The sequence below is a fragment of the Deltaproteobacteria bacterium genome (assembly GCA_005879535.1).
GTDB lineage: Bacteria > Myxococcota > Myxococcia > Myxococcales > 40CM-4-68-19 > 40CM-4-68-19.
Map to the genome: position 1 here is coordinate 42223 of VBKI01000077.1, position 14883 is coordinate 57105.

Genomic DNA, 14883 nt, shown 5'->3' on the forward strand with positions numbered 1-14883 from the left:
GCGGCATGTGCGCCCGCTTCTATCATTCGAAGCGCTGGAAGGCTACGACCGCGTTGGTGCCTCCGAACCCGAAAGAGTTCGAAACTGCGGTCTTGATCCGCACCTCGCGCGCCTGATTCGGCACCACGTCCACATCGCACTGTGGATCCTGGTGCTCGACGTTGATCGTGGGCGGAATGATCCCGTGGTACAGCGCCAGCGCGGAGAATGCGGCCTCGACGCCGCCCGCGGCGCCGAGCAGATGGCCCGTCATGCTCTTCGTGGAGCTGACCATCAGCCCTTTCTTCGCCCAATCTCCGAAGACGCTCTTGATCGCCTTCACCTCGGCGATGTCTCCGACCGGCGTGGAAGTGCCATGCGCGTTGACGTACTGCACATCCTCCGGCCGGAGCCCGGCATCCTGCAGGCACAGGCGCATCGCGCGCTCTGCGCCGCCTCCACTCGGCTGCGTGATGTGGAAGGCGTCGGCGGTGGCGGCGTACCCGGTCAGCTCGCAATAGATGCGCGCGCCGCGGCGCTTCGCGTGCTCCAGCTCTTCGAGGATGAGGATGCCCGAGCCCTCTCCCGGCACGAAGCCGTCGCGGTCCTTGTCGAATGGCCGTGAAGCCTTTTCCGGCGCATCGTTGCGCTCGCTGACGGCGCGCGCGGACGTGAAGCCGGCGATCCCCAGGAGCGTGATCGTCGCCTCCGCCCCGCCGCTGATCATCACGTCGACGTCGCCGTGCTGCAGGTGGCGCAGGGATTCCCCGAGCGCGTGATTGCCGGTGGCGCAAGCGGAGACCGGAGCATAGTTCACGCCGGCGGCGCCGTAGCGGATGGAGATCTGTCCGCCCACAAGGTTGACGATGATGGAAGGAATGAAGAAGGGGCTGACGCGCCGGTGCCCCTTCTGGACTGCCGTCAGATGCGTTTCCTCGAGAGTGGCGAGTCCGCCCATGCCGGACCCGACGATCACGCCGGTCCGCTCTCCGAGCGGCTTGTCGGTGGGGAGCCCCGCATCCCTGAGCGCAAGCTCGGTCGCCGCCAGTCCGAACTGGATGAAGAGGTCGTTGCGCCGGGCCTCTTTCTTGTCCATGAACTGCGAGGCGTCGAAGTTCTTCACTTCTCCGGCGATCCGGCTGGGTAGCTCCTTCGCATCGAAGCGAGTGATCGGGCCGATGCCGGACTTGCCGGCGATGGCGGCCTCCCACGACTGCTTGGTGCCCGTTCCCAAGGGAGTGACGAGGCCGATTCCGGTGACGACCACTCTGCGTTCGACGCGCTGCATGTGCTGAACCTATTTCTTGTGCTCGTTGATGAAGTTCACCGCGTCCTGGACCGTCTTGATGTGCTCGGCCTCCTCGTCGGGGATCTCGACCTCGAACTCCTCTTCCATCGCCATCACCAGCTCGACGATGTCCAGCGAGTCGGCGCCGAGGTCCTCGATGAAGGCGGATTCCGCCTTGATCTCGTCCTCGCCGACCCCGAGCTGCTCCGCGATGATGCTCTTGACCTTCGCCTCGACGGACATGGGCCGATCCTTTCTATCCCTGAAGCTAAAACTGGCGCGGCCTTGTAGCACGCTTTTGCGCGCTCGCAAGCCCGCCCGCGTCACAAGTTATTGACAGACTCCATTGATGCACCGGTTCTCGGCGGGGCAGTCGAGGTCGCTGCTGCAGCGCAGTGACGCTGGACGGGTGACGCACTGGCCGTAGTAGCACGACTCCGGGTAGATGCAGTCCCGGTTTTCGGTACAGCTTGCCACCGCCTTCCCTCCTCTGTTGCAGATGCCGACCTTGCAGACTTCCCCTTCCTTGCAATCCTTGTGGCCGGCGCACTGCACCGTGCAGTGACCGTTGCGGCAGCGATACGAGTCGAGGCACTGGGGCTGACCGTCCGGGCCCGGCTGCGTGCCGTCGCCCTCGCAGTCTCCGAACGACTGGAACTGACAAGTACGGCCCTGCACTGCGACGCCGCCCTCCGCCGGCGCCGAGCCGTCGACGCATTCGAGCCCATACGCGCAGTCGAAATTCCGGGTGCAGGCGTCGTTCCGCATCTTCTTCTTCAGCTCGCCCTGACCCTGGCACGCGGCGAGCGCGAGGAGCGCGGCGACAGCCGCCTGCTTCACTTGAACACCTCCCGCAACACGGTCGACAGACCCGCCGGGTCCTCCACCGGATAAGCGCGCAAGCCCTTGTCGATGCGCCGCACCAAACCGGAAAGCACCTTGCCTGGGCCGATCTCGACCACGGTGTCGACGCCGTTCACGGCCATCTTCTGGATCGTCTCGACCCAGCGGACGGCGGCGGTGACCTGCGTGAGCAGCAGCGCCACGATCCGCGCCGGATCGGTGTTGGGCTCGGCGGTGGCGTTGGCGATCACCGGCGCATTCGGCTGCTTGATCTGGATGCCGCCCAGCACTTCCGCGAGCTTCGGCTGCACCGGGGACATGAGCGAACAGTGGAAGGGAGCGCTGACCGGCAAGGGCACGGCGCGCTTTGCGCCCTTCGCCTTGCACACCGCGATCGCGCGGTCCACCGCCGCCGCGTGCCCGGCGATGACGGTCTGCTCCGGCGAATTGTAGTTGGCGGGCTCCACCACCTTGCCGGGTTCGTGCTCGCGCGCCTCGGCGCATGCCTCCTTCACCCGCTGCGGCTCGAGGCCGAGGATCGCGGCCATGGCCCCTTCGCCCGCCGGGACGGCGTCCTGCATGAAGGTGCCACGCGCGCGCACGGCCCGCACTCCGTCCTGCAGGCTCATCGATCCCGCGGCCACCAGCGCCGAGTACTCGCCCAGCGAATGGCCTGCGTAGAACGCGGGAAACTGGAAACCGCCGCCAGCTTCACGCATCAGGACGCGGTGGACCGCCGCGGAGACCGCGAGGATCGCCGGCTGTGTGTTGGCAGTCCTGCGCAGATCGTCTTCCGGACCTTCGAACATCAGCTTGAGCAGCCCGCCGCCGAGCGCCGCGTCGGCTTCGTCGAGGGCGGCGCGCGCCGCCGGAAACGCCTCGGCGAGCGCCTGTCCCATCCCCACGTACTGTGATCCCTGCCCGGGAAATACGAATGCGAGCTTCATGGGTCACCAGCGCATGAGCGCGCTGCCCCAGGCCATTCCGCCGCCGATCGCCATCATCAGGATCAGATCGCCGTCCTTGAGCTTGCCGGCGCGGTTGGCCTGATCGAGCGTGAGCGGCACCGAGGCGGAAGAAGTGTTGCCCACCTGATCGATGTTCACCTCGCACTTCTCCAACGGAATCTCCAGCCGCTTCATCACCGCGTCGAGGATGCGGAGGTTCGCCTGGTGCGCGATCACGTAGTCGACGTCCTTCGGCTGATAGCCGTTCCGCTGCAGCGCCTCGCGCGAGGCGGCCTCGAGCACCCGGACGGCCGTCTTGTAGACCTCGCGGCCGTTCATCTTGATGAACTGCTCGCGCTTCTCCCAGACGTCGGGACTGAACGGCTTCTGGCTTCCGCCGCCGGGGATCTTGAGGATGTCCGCCTGCGTCCCGTCGGTGTACAGGTGGGTGGAGAGGATTCCACGGTCCGGCCGAGTCTCGGGGACGACGACCATCGCGCCGGCGGCGTCGCCGAAGAGCACGCAGGTGGCCCGGTCCTTCCAGTCCGAGATCCGGGTGAGAAGCTCGGCGCCGATCACCAGCACCTTCTTCGCCGTACCGCCGCGGAGGAAGCTGTCGGCGATGGAGAGCGCGTACAGGGAGCCTGCACACGCCGCGCTGACGTCGAAGCAGACCGCCTTCTTCGCTCCGATCTTCGCCTGCACGAGCGCCGCCGCTGAAGGAAACGGCATGTCGGGCGTCACGGTGCCGACGACGATCATGTCGAGCTCCGCCGGCGCGATTCCGGCCATCTCCAGCGCCTTGTGCGAGGCGGCCGTCGCCATGTCGCTGGTCGCCTCGTCCGGGGCCGCGATGCGACGCGCGCCAATCCCGGTGCGCTCGCGGATCCAGGCGTCGCTGGTGTTGATGCCGAATTCCTTCACCAGGTCATCGTTCGTGACCTTGCGGGCGGGGAGATACGTGCCGGTTCCGACGATGCGCGAGCGTTGCATGTGCTTCTCCGCAAAAAGGCGCGGAGATTACAGCGTATACGCGCCGCGTCAAGACGCAGCGCGCTGCGCAAAAAGCTCCTCGCCGCGCCGCGCCGCCGCGGTGAGGTCCTCCTCAAGATGCTGCTGCGCGAACGCTTCGGCCCCGGACAGCGCGTTCAGGATCGCGCGGTGTGTGGAGCGCCCGTGCGCGATCATCGCGACCCCTTGGACGCCGAGCAGGGGAGCGCCGCCCACCTCCTCGTAATCGACACGCTTCTTCACCTGTTCCAGCTGCGATTTGATCAAAAGAGCGCCGGCGCTCGCCACCCTGCTGGACTGGATCTGGCGCTTGAGGAGCTGTCCGAATGCCCAGACGGCGCCCTCCGCCGTCTTCAACAGCACGTTGCCGGTGAACCCGTCGGTCGCGATCACGTCGAACAGTCCGGAGAAGACATCCTTGCCCTCGACGTAGCCGGCGAACGCTATCCCGCTTTCGGGCTTGCGCAAGGCCGCTGCGACGGCGCGCGTCAGTTCGGTCCCCTTTCCTTCTTCCTCCCCGTTCGCGACCACGCCGACCTTCGGGTGAAGGACGCGGAGCACGCGTCGCGCGTAGACCTCGCCCATCAGCGCGAACTGGGCGATCTGCAGCGGCGTGCACTCGACGTTGGCTCCCATGTCGACGAGCACCGCCCGGCCGGCGCCGCCGAGAGTCGGCAACGAGCCGCCGATGCACGGCCGGTCGACGTGGTCGAGCCGCCCGAGCACGAACAGCGCGCCGGCCAGCACCGCCCCGGAGTTTCCCGCGGAGACCATGGCCGAAGCCTCGCCGGACTTGCACAGATCGAAGCAGACGCGCATCGAGCTGTCCTTCTTGCGCCGCAAGGCCTGGCCGGGGTGCTCGTCCATCTCCACCACTTCCGAGGCGTGGCGGATCTGCAGCTCTTCTTCGCCGGCGCCGAGCCGCTGCAATTCGGAGCGCAGCCGCGCTTCGTTCCCGACGAGCAGGATCTGCAGGCCCCGCTCGCGATGAGCGCGCAGGGCACCCTCGACGGTCGATGCGGGCGCGAGGTCCCCGCCCATGGCGTCGAGCGCGATCATGGTACAGGCCAAAGCATAGGCGCATACCCGCGCCTTCGGCGCGGGAGCGCCTACTCCTCGGCGCCGGGCTGTACCTGCTTGCCGCGATATTGGCCGCACTTCGGGCAGGCGCGGTGCGGGAGAACCGGCTCGCCGCAGTTGGGGCAAGTCCCGACGTTGGGAGCGGTGGCCTTCCAATGCGCGCGCCGCTGGTCGCGCTTCTGGCGGCTGGTTCTCTTCTTCGGAACGCCCATTCACTTCTCCTTCTTCTGCAGCTGGATGCCCTTCAGGGCGGCCCAGCGCGGATCCACGACGGAGCGGTCGCAGCCGCACTCGCCTTCGTTGAGGTCCTTGCCGCATCTGGCGCAGAGGCCGAGGCAGTCCTCGCGGCAGAGCGGCGAGGAGGGAATCTGCAGAAGGATCTGCTCGCGGAGGGCCGCAGCGAGATCGATCTCCTTGCCGGCGTAAGCCTCCTCGTCGACGAGGCCGGGATCGAAGCTGCCTTCAGCATCGTCGGCGCGGTGCTCTTCGCGCTCGTGCACGGCCTGGGCTTCGGGGACGTAGGTGCGGATCAGCTCGGCGGCTTCTTCGATGCGTACGGCGTTCAGGCACCGCTTGCACGGACCGGTCAGCGGAACGCGGAATTTCGCCTGGACCAGTACCTTGCGGCCCATCTTGGTGGCGGTTCCACGCAGATGCGATGCGCCGGCGGCGTGGAACTCGGTAGGCGGATCGGCGCGCAGGACGCCGTCGAGAAATTCACGCGTCAGGTCCGCCTCGAAGGGCTGGTTTGCCTCTTCGAGGGCATCCACATTGAGAATCAGATCGGCCACGGGCGCCCTGGGAGAGCGGCGTATTAATGGCGGACGCGCCGTGAAGTCAAGGCGATGCATGCCACGCGGAAGCCAGCCGACAGGCCGATCGTCGCGCGGCTCCTTCGAAAGTTGATAGGGTGCGCCACATGAAACGCGTCACGATCTCGTCCCTGATTTTCGCCCTGATCTTTGGCCTCCTCGCCACCTGGCTGGGCCCGAAGATGATCTCCTATTGGTACTCGCCACCGGTGCCCGCCGGCGCCGCGTCGGCATTCAACTGCACGGACGCCGTGAACTGGGCGATGAACAAGCTCGTCCTCACCCAGCTCATCGGCAGCGTCATCGGGTTCGCCGTCGGGATGATCGTCGGCATCGTCATGCGTGGAAAACCGGTGCCGCCGCCCGCGGCGCCACCTACGACGAAGGTCTGATACGGCACATTGACGGGGCGGGGGCATCGGAAGGACAAGGTGTCCCGGGCGCGCTGGCTGGGGGGAACGCGCGCAGGAAGGGGCGGCGGAACCGGGGATGACGCGGTTCCCTCGCCCCTTCCTCGATCCTGAAAGCATGAGGGCCCGGTTTATCGCGATTACCGATCGCGGCCCTTGCGACCCAGCTTCTCTCCGAACACGTCGCCGAGCGACGCCCGGCCTCCCTGCTGGTTGCGCATGTACTCGCGGTAGTCCTCGCCCTCGTGCAGTGCGGCCTTCACCGAGAGCGCCACCTTGCGCTCGTGCGGGTCCATGTCGATGACCTTCACGTCCAGCTCGTCGCCTTCCTTCACCACGTCGCGCGGGTTCTCCACGCGCTCGTCGCGAAGCTCACTAACGTGCACGAGGCCTTCGATGCCGGGCTCGATCTCCACGAAGGCGCCGAAGTCGGCGACCTTGGTGACCTTGCCCTTCACGCGGCTGCCGATCGGGTACTTCGTGGGCAGCTCCGTCCATGGATCCGGATGGAGCTGCTTGATGCCGAGGGAGAACCGCTCGTTTTCGACGTCGATGTTCAGCACCACCGCCTCGACCTCGTCACCCTTCTTGTACAGGTCGCCGGGGTGCTTGATGCGCTGGGTCCAGGAGATGTCGCTCACGTGCACGAGCCCGTCGATGCCCTCCTGCACGCCGACGAAGATGCCGAAGTCGGTGACGTTGCGCACCTGACCGCGGATGACCGATCCGATGGGGTACTGCTCCTCGAGCAGGGTCCAGGGATTCGGCTCGATCTGCTTCATGCCGAGGCTGATGCGCTTCGCTTTCGCGTCCACGTCCAGCACGACCGCGTTCACCTGGTCGCCGATGGCCATGACCTTGCTCGGGTGCTTCACCCGCTTGGTCCAGCTCATCTCGCTGATGTGGACCAGGCCCTCGACGCCAGGCTCCATTTCGATGAAGGCGCCGTAGTCCGTCAGGGAGACGACCTTCCCGGTGACGCGCGTTCCCGGCGGATACTTGTCCGCCGCATGCGCCCAGGGATCCTCCTGGATCTGCTTGAGGCCCAGGCTGACGCGCTCGGTGGCCGGATCGAATTTCAGCACGATCACGCGCAGCTCGTCGCCGACGTTGAGCATCTCGCTCGGGTGCCCGACGCGGCCCCAGCTCATGTCGGTGATGTGCAAGAGGCCGTCGATGCCGCCCAGATCGATGAATGCCCCGTAGTCGGTGAGGTTCTTCACGATGCCGGTGAGGACGGCTCCCTCCTTCAGCTTCTGGAGGGTGTCCTTCTTCAGCGTCTCCCGCTCCTTCTCGAGCAGGACGCGCCGGCTGAGCACGATGTTGCCGCGCTTCTTGTTGAACTTGATGACTTTGAACTTGAACTTCTCGCCGATCAGCTTGTCGAGATTGCGGATCGGCCGGAGGTCCACCTGCGAGCCGGGGAGGAACGCCTTCACACCGATGTCGACGGAGAGGCCCCCCTTGACCCGTCCGACGATGGTGCCCTCGACGAGCTCGTCGCGCTCGCACGCGGCGGAAATCTCGTCCCAGATGCGCATCTTGTCGGCCTTCTCCTTGGAGAGGACGACCATGCCCGTGTCGTTCTCGCGCGACTCGAGCAGCACTTCCACGGTGTCGCCCACCTTGACGTTGGGCTTGCCGTCGGCGAGGCCGAACTCCTGGATGGGAACCTGGCCCTCGCTCTTGTACCCGATGTCCACAACTGCGTAGTCCTTGGTGAGCTGGACCACCGTGCCGCGGACGATCTCGTTCTCCTTCAGCTCGCCGCCCTTCGTCGTGCCCCTTCCCTTGAAGGACTCCTCGAGCATTGCAGCGAAGTCTTCCTCGCCGCCGATCAAGTCACTTTGCGGATTCGCCATTTAAAGGTTTGCCTGCGATTCTTTTCAAGTCGCCCCCTGAAAACGAAAGCGCCGCTTGCCATGGGGAGTGATGGCAAACGGCGGAAACCGGACTCCGCCTGAAAGCGCGGGCGGACCCTACTGAACGCCCCGGATGGTGTCAAGGTTGCCCGGAATTCAGATGCTTCAGCCGCTCCGAGGCTTCGCGACAACACCGTTCCACGACCTGATCCAGGTCCAGTCCGGTGGTGTCCACCAGGATCGCGTCGGAGGCGGCGCGAAGCGGGGCGATGCTGCGCTCGCTGTCGTCCCGGTCGCGCCGCCGCTGGTCGGCCAGGACCTCTGACAGAGGGACGGACAGTCCCCTCTCCACCAGCTCCGCATGGCGCCGCTGTGCCCGCGCCTCGTCGGAAGCGGTGAGGAAGAACTTCACGTCGGCGTCCGGAAAAACGACGGTCCCGATGTCGCGTCCTTCGAGCACGGACCCGCGGCGCGAGGCGTGTCCAAGGTCGCGCTGCAACTGCAGGAGCTCTTGCCGGACGACCGGCCGCGCCGACACGACGCTCGCGCCGCGGCTGATCTCCGGCGTGCGGATCGCGTCGGTCACGTCTTCGCCGCCGAGAAGCACGCGGTCGCCGCGGAAAGTGATGCCCAGGCCGGCATGGAGGAGGCGGCGCAACCCCTCGTCGTCCTCCCAGCCCACCGCCGCGCGACGCGCGGCGAGCGCGACGGAGCGGTAGATGGCGCCCGTATCGATGATGGTAAAGCCGAGCCGCCTGGCGAGCTGACGAGCAACCGTGCTCTTGCCCGCACCGGCGGGCCCGTCGATGGCGACGATGGGCACGGTCACGCCGGGCGAGATAACCCGGGCGGGGACGCGCATCAAGCGCTCAGGCGTGCAGCGTCACGAGCAGCACGAGGCGCACTGCGGCCACGGCGGCGACGCTCCAGGGCAACCAAGGTCGCGGCGCGCGGTCCGTCTCCGGGAGCTGCTCCTCGTCGTCGTCCGGCAAGGGCGGCGTAGACGGTCTCCCCGCCGCATCGATGGCGAGCACCGGCGAGAACGCGCCGGGCGTCAATCTCATGATGACGATGATTGCGAGAGCTGCCGCGATCGCCAGCGCCATTTGCTCCATGGTGGTCGCAAGCTGTGCGCTCTCACCGCGGAGTGGCTAGTGCCGCGGAGCGGACAGGCGAGCAGGCGCTTTGCTATGGTGCGCCGCCATGCGCGCCTTCATCGCCTCGATGCTCGCTTTCGCCTCCGCGGCCTTCGCTCAGCAGCAGGATTTCTCGAAGGTGGAGGTGAAGGCGGCGAAGGTTGCGGGCAACGTCTACGTGCTCACCGGCTCCGGGGGAAACATCGGCGCCACCGTCGGCGATGACGGAGTCGCGATCATCGACGATCAGTTCGCGCCGCTGGCCCCGAAGATCCAGGCGGCGCTCCGGCAGCTCTCGCCCAAGCCGGTGCGATTCGTGATCAACACGCACTGGCATGGCGACCACACCGGTGGCAACGCGGAGTTCGCCGACACGGCAGCGATCCTGGCTCACTCGAACGTGCGGAAGCGGCTGATGATGGGCGGCAAGACCACCTTCATCGAGTTCCCGCCGGTGACGGGAAAGGCCCTTCCCGTGGTGACGTTCGAGCAGGGCCTGTCGCTGTGGTGGAACGGAGAGGAGATCCGCGCCATCCACCCCGGCATCGGCCACACCGACGGCGACAGCGTGATCTGGTTCATGAAGAGCAACGTGGTCCACATGGGCGATGATTACTTCGCCAGCGCCTTTCCCTTCGTCGACCTCGGCAGCGGCGGGAGCGTGGTCAAGCTGATCGCCTCGCTGGATGTGATCCTCGGACAGATTCCCGCGGATGCGAAGGTCATCCCGGGACATGGGCCCGTGACCGACGTGGCGGGCCTTCGCAAGTATCGCCGCATGCTGGACGAGGTGGTCGCCACCGTGAAGAAGGCGCGCGCCGCGGGCAAGACCGTCGAGCAGATGCAGAAGGAAAAGATCCTCGCGCCCTGGGACGAGTGGGGAAAGGGATTCATCAAGGCGGACATCTTCATCGCGACCGTCGCCGAGGATCTGGCGAAGAAGTAGGCAGGTGCGCAGCTTCGCCACATGCCGATCAAGTCCTTGCAACAGCGAGCGAAGAAGGCGAAGCGCGAAGGAGTACCGGCTGCGATCCGGGACACGGACTTCGGCGGCGCCGCGAAGAGCCGCCATGCGGCGAAGAAGAGCCGCAGCATCCGGGCCCGCGCCGGCCTCGAGCAGCGAAAGGTCTCCCGGAAGAAGGCGCCTGGCGAGGGACTGGCGGCGCGCAAGCAGGCCGACTTTCCCCGGCCGGCCGGCGAGCCCGCACCGCGCAACCGGGCACGGCGCCGGATGGCGGGAACCGATCTGAAGGCGCCAAAGATCGGGTCGGACCGGTCTACGCTGGTGCCGTTCTAGCGCGGCGCTATGCCCCGTTCGACCCAGGTTGGGTCACCGGGCCGAGCTTGCGGAACTTTGCGTACCGGTCGTCGACGATGGCGCCGGGGCCCAGCTGCCGCAGGGCGCGCAAGTGGCGGCGCAACGCTCCGCCGAGGTTCTGGGCAGTGATGTCGGGATCGCGGTGTGCGCCGCCAGAGGCTTCCTCGACCAGCTCGTCGACGATGCCGAGCTCGTATGCATCGCGCGCCGTCAACTTCAGGGCTTCCGCGGCCTTCTCGCCCTTCGAGCTGTCGCGGTACAGGATCGCGGCGCAGGACTCGGGCGAGATCACCGAGTACCAGCTGTATTGAAGCATCAGCAGCCGGTTGCAGACCCCGATGGCCAGCGCGCCGCCGGACCCGCCTTCTCCGATGACGACCGAGATCACCGGTACCAACAGTCCCGCCATCTCCTCCAGGCAGACCGCGATGGCTTCCGCCTGGCCGCGCTCTTCCGCGTCGATTCCCGGGTAGGCGCCGGGAGTGTCGATGAAGGCGATCACCGGGCGCCCGAAGCGCTCCGCGAGCTTCATCAGCCGCAGCGCCTTGCGGTAGCCCTCCGGGCGCGGCATCCCGAAGCTGCGCACGATGTTTTCCTTGGTCGATCTCCCCTTCTGCTGTCCGATGACCATCACCGGCTCGCCGTCGAACCGGGCAAGTCCGCCGATCAGCGCCTGATCGTCGGCGAACGAACGGTCGCCGTGCAGCTCGAGCCAATCGGTGAACAGGCGCTGGACGTAGTCGAACATGTACGGACGGTTCGGGTGGCGCGACAGTTGGACCACCTGCCACCGCGACAGCTCGTTGAAGATCTCCTGCTGGAGCCTGGCGCAGCGCTTCTCCAGTCGGCGGATCTCGCCGTCCAGCGTGCCGGCGCTGCCCGAGCCCTCCCCGGTCGCTGCGTGCCGCTTCAACTCCGCGAGCTTCGTCTCCAGTTCCAGCAGCGGCTTCTCAAAATCGAGCGCGTATGTAGCCATCGAACCTTTCACGAAGGGGCGCCCTCGTACCACCGCCCCGCCTGCTCGCAAAGGCGCACCGCGTCGAACGGCCACTCCAGCGGCGCGCCGGCATCCTTGGCGAACCAGGTGCGCTGCCGTCGGGCGTACTGCCAGGTCCGCGCGTTGGTGCGCTCCTCCGCGAGGGCCCAGTCGCCGATCCGCAGCGCCTCGGCGCACTCCGCATAGCCGATGATCTTCAGCGCTTTCGTCGCTCCCCGCTGGATCAGCCATTCGGTCTCGCGCCGCAGCGAGCCGTCGCCAAACATCCGCCGCGTGCGCGTTTCGATTCGGGAGCGCAGGACGTCGCGAGGCGGATCGAGAAACCAGAGCGCCGCGTCGTAGCGCGCCTCCGCGAAGCCGTGCTCACGCTGCAGCTCACTCAGCGGCCTTCCCGACAGGGCGTGCACCTCCAGCGCCCGTTCGATGCGGACCCGGTCGTTGGGGAGGATCTTCGCGGCCGCCGCCGGATCGACTCCACGGAGCCGTTCGTGCAGCGCCGGCACGCCCTGCCCCTCGAATTCCTCGCGAAGCGCCTCGCGGAACTCCGGCGACGCGCCCGGCGCATCGAGCAGCCCGCGGAGCAAGGCGCGGATCCACAGCCCGGTCCCGCCCGCGATGATCGCGCGCTTTCCTCTGCTCGCGATCTGGGCAATGGCGGCATCCGCCAGCTCGACGAACCGCGCCGCGTCGAGCTGCTCCTCGGGTTCGGCGACGTCGAGCAGATGATGCCGCGCACGGGCCCGCTCCTCGGCCGTCGGCTTGGCCGTCGCAGCGTCGAGCCCGCGGTAGCACTGCTGGGAGTCCGCCGACACGATCTCCGCCCCGAGCTTTTCCGCCAACTCGACGGCCAGCGCGGTCTTCCCCGACGCGGTCGGGCCGCAGATCACGACCACCCGCTGCATCCGGCAACGTTACAACAGCTTGTCGGGCGTGATCGGAAGGGCGCGGATGCGCTTGCCCGTCGCATTGAACACGGCGTTGGCGATGGCCGCGGCGGCGCCGGTGATCCCGATCTCGCCGATGCCTTTCACCCCCGCCGGATCGACGATGTCGTCCTTCTCGACGGGAATGAAGATCGGGTCGATGACGACGACGTCCTTGTGAGACGGCACGTGGTAGTCCGCCAGGTCGCGCGTCATGACCCTGCCGAGCTTTTCGTCGTAGACGGAGTGCTCGTGCAGCGCCATGCCGATTCCCCAGACCATCCCGCCCATGAACTGGCTGCGGGCAAGGCGCGCGTTGAGGATGCGACCCGCAGCGAACGCGCCGATCAGCCGCGTCACCCGTACCATGCCGAGCTCCGGGTCCACTTCCACCTCGGCGAACTGGGCGCCGAACGAATGCAGCGCATATCTCTTCCGATCCTCGGACGGCGCGACTTCTCCCACCGCTTCCACCGATTCGCGAGGGCGGCCTCCGATCGCGTCGAGCTTCTGCCGCAACGCCCGACACGCCGCCTCCACTGCCGAGGCGACGCTCGCGGCCGTGATCGACCCGCCGGACCGCGGCGCCTCGGGCATCTCCGTGTCGCCGAGATCGAATCTGACCTTCTCGTACGGAACACCGAGCGTCTCCGCGGCCACCTGCGCCATCACCGTGTAGGTCCCACCACCGATATCGACGGCGCCACTCCGGACCAGCACGCTTCCGTCAGGGTCCATCCGCGCGAGAGCGGACGCCTTGGTGTAGTTCGCGGGATACGAGGCGGTCGCCATCCCGGTGCCGACCAGCTTCCCCGCCCGCAACGCCAGCTCGGGCCTTCGCGTCCGCTTCTGCCATCGGAATCGCTCCGCGCCCAGCTCGTAGCAGCGCCGCAACGACTTGCTCGAGAACGGTTTGCCCTCGGTGGGATCGATCTCCGCGTAGTTCTTCAGACGGAACTCCACCGGATCGATCCCAAGCTCGTGCGCCAACTCGTCGATGGCGGACTCCAGCGCGAAGCTGCCGCTCGACTCCCCCGGCGCCCGCATGTACGTAGGGGTGCCGATGTCCAGGCGCACGAGCCGGTGTTTCGTCTCCACGTTGTCGCACTGGTACTGGTGCCGCGAGACCAGCGCGGCCGGCTCGATGAAGTCGTCGAAGCGGGAGGTGGTGGAGACGCTCTCGTGCCTGAGCGCAATCAGCTTCCCGTCCTTGCCGGCCGCCACCGAGACCTTCTGCCGCGTCCGCGGACGGCCGCCGACCATCCCGAACATCTGCGGGCGCGAGAGCGCGATCTTCACGGGCCGCCCGAGCTGCTTCGCCGCGAGCGCCGCGATCAACACGTGCGACCACGCAGAGCCCTTGCAGCCGAATCCGCCGCCGACGAACTTGGCGATCACGCGCACGTTGCCGGGCGGCACCGCAAATGCTTTCGCCAGCTTCTTGCGGACGCCGAAGATGCCCTGGGTCGCGTCGTAGATCGTCAATCGACCCCCGCTCCACACGGCGAGCGTGGCGTGCGGCTCGAGCGGGTTGTGGGTCTCCGGCGGCGTCTCGTACTCCGCCTCCACCTTGTGCTCCGCGCGACGCAGATTGGCGTCGACGTCGCCGCGCAGCTGATCCGCAGGCTGTGACCCCGCGGCATTGCGGATGTCGTGCGGAAAGGCAGCGTGCAGCTCGTCCTCCATCCGCACCGTGAACGGAAGCCGTTCCACCCTCACTTTCACCCGCCCAGCCGCGTGCAGGGCACGCTCGAAGGTGTCGGCGATCGCCACCGCGACCGGCTGGTTGCTGTAGAGGATCTGGTCCTCCTGGAACGCCGGCTGCGCGCCCCCGGGAAGCCTCATCGCGTTGAACGGCGTGAGCACGGCGATCACCCCCGGATCCTTCTCCGCGGAAGCCGTGTCGACGGCCGTGATCCGTCCTTTGGCCACGGTGCTCGTCACCAGCGCGCCGTAAAGGACGCCCGAGGCTGGCCACTCGTACGCGTAGCGCGCCTCTCCGGTGACTTTCGCGCGGCCATCCGCTCGGAGGTACGGCTTTCCGATGTCGGCGCTCATGACGCGATCTCCGCGGAGAGCATGAGCGCGCGCACGGCGGTGCGCTTCGCCAGCTCCACCTTGAATGCGTTGTCCCGGCGCGGCTTCGCTCCCCGCAGCGCCATCTCCGCGGCGTCCGCAAACGTCTGCCGCGTTGCGGGTCGCCCTTCGGTCGACCGCTCCGCTTCCGGCACGCGCCACGGCTTCGTTCCCACTCCACCGAGGGCGAAACGCGCCGCG

The 14883-nt window shown here is 67.3% G+C and carries 17 protein-coding genes and 1 pseudogene (1 of these 18 only partly in view); 3 read left to right on the forward strand and 15 right to left on the reverse strand.

The genetic code is table 11. From position 1 onward, the window contains the following. Positions 1-22: 22 nt before the first annotated feature. The 8 genes from fabF to E6J58_17660 all read right to left on the reverse strand — a co-directional run bounded on the left by fabF (position 23) and on the right by E6J58_17660 (position 5999). A complete protein-coding gene (fabF, locus tag E6J58_17625) occupies positions 23-1267 on the reverse strand; it encodes a beta-ketoacyl-ACP synthase II (GenBank protein TMB34830.1) in 1245 nt (414 codons plus the stop codon). Positions 1268-1276: 9 nt separating this feature from the next. Further along, the gene (gene acpP, locus E6J58_17630; GenBank protein TMB34831.1) at positions 1277-1510 is read right to left on the reverse strand and encodes an acyl carrier protein; all 234 of its coding nucleotides are present in this window, start codon (positions 1508-1510) and stop codon (positions 1277-1279) included. 87 nt (positions 1511-1597) lie between these two features. After that, positions 1598-2107, reverse strand: coding sequence for a hypothetical protein (locus E6J58_17635; protein ID TMB34832.1), 510 nt, complete (start codon positions 2105-2107; stop codon positions 1598-1600). Further along, on the reverse strand, positions 2104-3057 hold the full coding sequence (fabD, locus tag E6J58_17640) for an ACP S-malonyltransferase (GenBank protein ID TMB34833.1): 954 nt from the start codon (positions 3055-3057) through the stop codon (positions 2104-2106). The genes E6J58_17635 and fabD overlap by 4 nt, the downstream gene beginning before the upstream one ends. A gap of 3 nt (positions 3058-3060) precedes the next feature. Further along, positions 3061-4050 (reverse strand): ketoacyl-ACP synthase III, encoded by a 990-nt coding sequence (locus tag E6J58_17645; protein TMB34834.1) that lies wholly within the window; start codon positions 4048-4050, stop codon positions 3061-3063. A 48-nt stretch (positions 4051-4098) separates the two neighbouring features. Continuing rightward, complete coding sequence (plsX, locus tag E6J58_17650; GenBank protein TMB34835.1) at positions 4099-5127, reverse strand: phosphate acyltransferase PlsX; 1029 nt, start codon at positions 5125-5127, stop codon at positions 4099-4101. Positions 5128-5177: 50 nt separating this feature from the next. After that, a complete protein-coding gene (locus E6J58_17655; protein ID TMB34836.1) occupies positions 5178-5360 on the reverse strand; it encodes a 50S ribosomal protein L32 in 183 nt (60 codons plus the stop codon). Continuing rightward, positions 5361-5999 (reverse strand): DUF177 domain-containing protein, encoded by a 639-nt coding sequence (locus E6J58_17660; GenBank protein ID TMB34837.1) that lies wholly within the window; start codon positions 5997-5999, stop codon positions 5361-5363. A gap of 68 nt (positions 6000-6067) precedes the next feature. Between E6J58_17660 and E6J58_17665 the strand changes: the two genes are divergently transcribed. After that, positions 6068-6352 carry a hypothetical protein gene (locus E6J58_17665; GenBank protein ID TMB34838.1) on the forward strand — a complete coding sequence of 95 codons (285 nt, stop codon included), beginning with the start codon at positions 6068-6070 and terminating at the stop codon, positions 6350-6352. A gap of 158 nt (positions 6353-6510) precedes the next feature. Here E6J58_17665 and E6J58_17670 read toward each other — a convergent pair whose 3' ends face one another. The 3 genes from E6J58_17670 to E6J58_17680 all read right to left on the reverse strand — a co-directional run bounded on the left by E6J58_17670 (position 6511) and on the right by E6J58_17680 (position 9338). After that, positions 6511-8232, reverse strand: coding sequence for a 30S ribosomal protein S1 (locus tag E6J58_17670; GenBank protein TMB34839.1), 1722 nt, complete (start codon positions 8230-8232; stop codon positions 6511-6513). Positions 8233-8371: 139 nt separating this feature from the next. Next, positions 8372-9094 (reverse strand): (d)CMP kinase, encoded by a 723-nt coding sequence (locus E6J58_17675; protein ID TMB34840.1) that lies wholly within the window; start codon positions 9092-9094, stop codon positions 8372-8374. Between the two features lie 7 nt (positions 9095-9101). Beyond that, on the reverse strand, positions 9102-9338 hold the full coding sequence (locus tag E6J58_17680) for a hypothetical protein (protein ID TMB34841.1): 237 nt from the start codon (positions 9336-9338) through the stop codon (positions 9102-9104). Positions 9339-9435: 97 nt separating this feature from the next. Here E6J58_17680 and E6J58_17685 point away from each other — a divergent pair, with 97 nt between their 5' ends. Together E6J58_17685 and E6J58_17690 are read left to right on the forward strand one after the other, a co-directional pair. Continuing rightward, positions 9436-10314, forward strand: coding sequence for an MBL fold metallo-hydrolase (locus E6J58_17685; GenBank protein TMB34842.1), 879 nt, complete (start codon positions 9436-9438; stop codon positions 10312-10314). 21 nt (positions 10315-10335) lie between these two features. Beyond that, a complete protein-coding gene (locus E6J58_17690) occupies positions 10336-10665 on the forward strand; it encodes a hypothetical protein (protein TMB34843.1) in 330 nt (109 codons plus the stop codon). Positions 10666-10672: 7 nt separating this feature from the next. Here E6J58_17690 and E6J58_17695 read toward each other — a convergent pair whose 3' ends face one another. The 4 genes and pseudogenes from E6J58_17695 to E6J58_17710 all read right to left on the reverse strand — a co-directional run. Then, positions 10673-11662 (reverse strand): acetyl-CoA carboxylase carboxyltransferase subunit alpha, encoded by a 990-nt coding sequence (locus E6J58_17695; protein TMB34872.1) that lies wholly within the window; start codon positions 11660-11662, stop codon positions 10673-10675. Positions 11663-11670: 8 nt separating this feature from the next. Beyond that, on the reverse strand, positions 11671-12585 hold the full coding sequence (miaA, locus tag E6J58_17700; protein TMB34844.1) for a tRNA (adenosine(37)-N6)-dimethylallyltransferase MiaA: 915 nt from the start codon (positions 12583-12585) through the stop codon (positions 11671-11673). A gap of 9 nt (positions 12586-12594) precedes the next feature. Then, entirely contained in the window at positions 12595-14664 is a 2070-nt protein-coding gene (locus tag E6J58_17705; GenBank protein ID TMB34845.1) for a xanthine dehydrogenase family protein molybdopterin-binding subunit, read from the reverse strand. Then, positions 14661-14883, reverse strand: a pseudogene (locus E6J58_17710) (xanthine dehydrogenase family protein subunit M) (it continues 704 nt past the right edge of the window). Before E6J58_17710 ends, E6J58_17705 begins: the two are co-directional and overlap by 4 nt.

What these genes read in the sequence shown, in the direction of transcription:
- fabF (TMB34830.1), bottom strand. Translation starts at nt 1,267, where the DNA reads ATGCAGCGCGTCGAACGCAGAGTGGTCGTCACCGGAATCGGCCTCGTC.
- acpP (TMB34831.1), bottom strand. Translation starts at nt 1,510, where the DNA reads ATGTCCGTCGAGGCGAAGGTCAAGAGCATCATCGCGGAGCAGCTCGGG.
- fabD (TMB34833.1), bottom strand. Translation starts at nt 3,057, where the DNA reads ATGAAGCTCGCATTCGTATTTCCCGGGCAGGGATCACAGTACGTGGGG.
- E6J58_17645 (TMB34834.1), bottom strand. Translation starts at nt 4,050, where the DNA reads ATGCAACGCTCGCGCATCGTCGGAACCGGCACGTATCTCCCCGCCCGC.
- plsX (TMB34835.1), bottom strand. Translation starts at nt 5,127, where the DNA reads ATGATCGCGCTCGACGCCATGGGCGGGGACCTCGCGCCCGCATCGACC.
- E6J58_17655 (TMB34836.1), bottom strand. Translation starts at nt 5,360, where the DNA reads ATGGGCGTTCCGAAGAAGAGAACCAGCCGCCAGAAGCGCGACCAGCGG.
- E6J58_17660 (TMB34837.1), bottom strand. Translation starts at nt 5,999, where the DNA reads ATGCATCGCCTTGACTTCACGGCGCGTCCGCCATTAATACGCCGCTCT.
- E6J58_17665 (TMB34838.1), top strand. Translation starts at nt 6,068, where the DNA reads ATGAAACGCGTCACGATCTCGTCCCTGATTTTCGCCCTGATCTTTGGC.
- E6J58_17670 (TMB34839.1), bottom strand. Translation starts at nt 8,232, where the DNA reads ATGGCGAATCCGCAAAGTGACTTGATCGGCGGCGAGGAAGACTTCGCT.
- E6J58_17675 (TMB34840.1), bottom strand. Translation starts at nt 9,094, where the DNA reads ATGCGCGTCCCCGCCCGGGTTATCTCGCCCGGCGTGACCGTGCCCATC.
- E6J58_17680 (TMB34841.1), bottom strand. Translation starts at nt 9,338, where the DNA reads ATGGCGCTGGCGATCGCGGCAGCTCTCGCAATCATCGTCATCATGAGA.
- E6J58_17685 (TMB34842.1), top strand. Translation starts at nt 9,436, where the DNA reads ATGCGCGCCTTCATCGCCTCGATGCTCGCTTTCGCCTCCGCGGCCTTC.
- E6J58_17690 (TMB34843.1), top strand. Translation starts at nt 10,336, where the DNA reads ATGCCGATCAAGTCCTTGCAACAGCGAGCGAAGAAGGCGAAGCGCGAA.
- E6J58_17695 (TMB34872.1), bottom strand. Translation starts at nt 11,662, where the DNA reads ATGGCTACATACGCGCTCGATTTTGAGAAGCCGCTGCTGGAACTGGAG.
- miaA (TMB34844.1), bottom strand. Translation starts at nt 12,585, where the DNA reads ATGCAGCGGGTGGTCGTGATCTGCGGCCCGACCGCGTCGGGGAAGACC.
- E6J58_17705 (TMB34845.1), bottom strand. Translation starts at nt 14,664, where the DNA reads ATGAGCGCCGACATCGGAAAGCCGTACCTCCGAGCGGATGGCCGCGCG.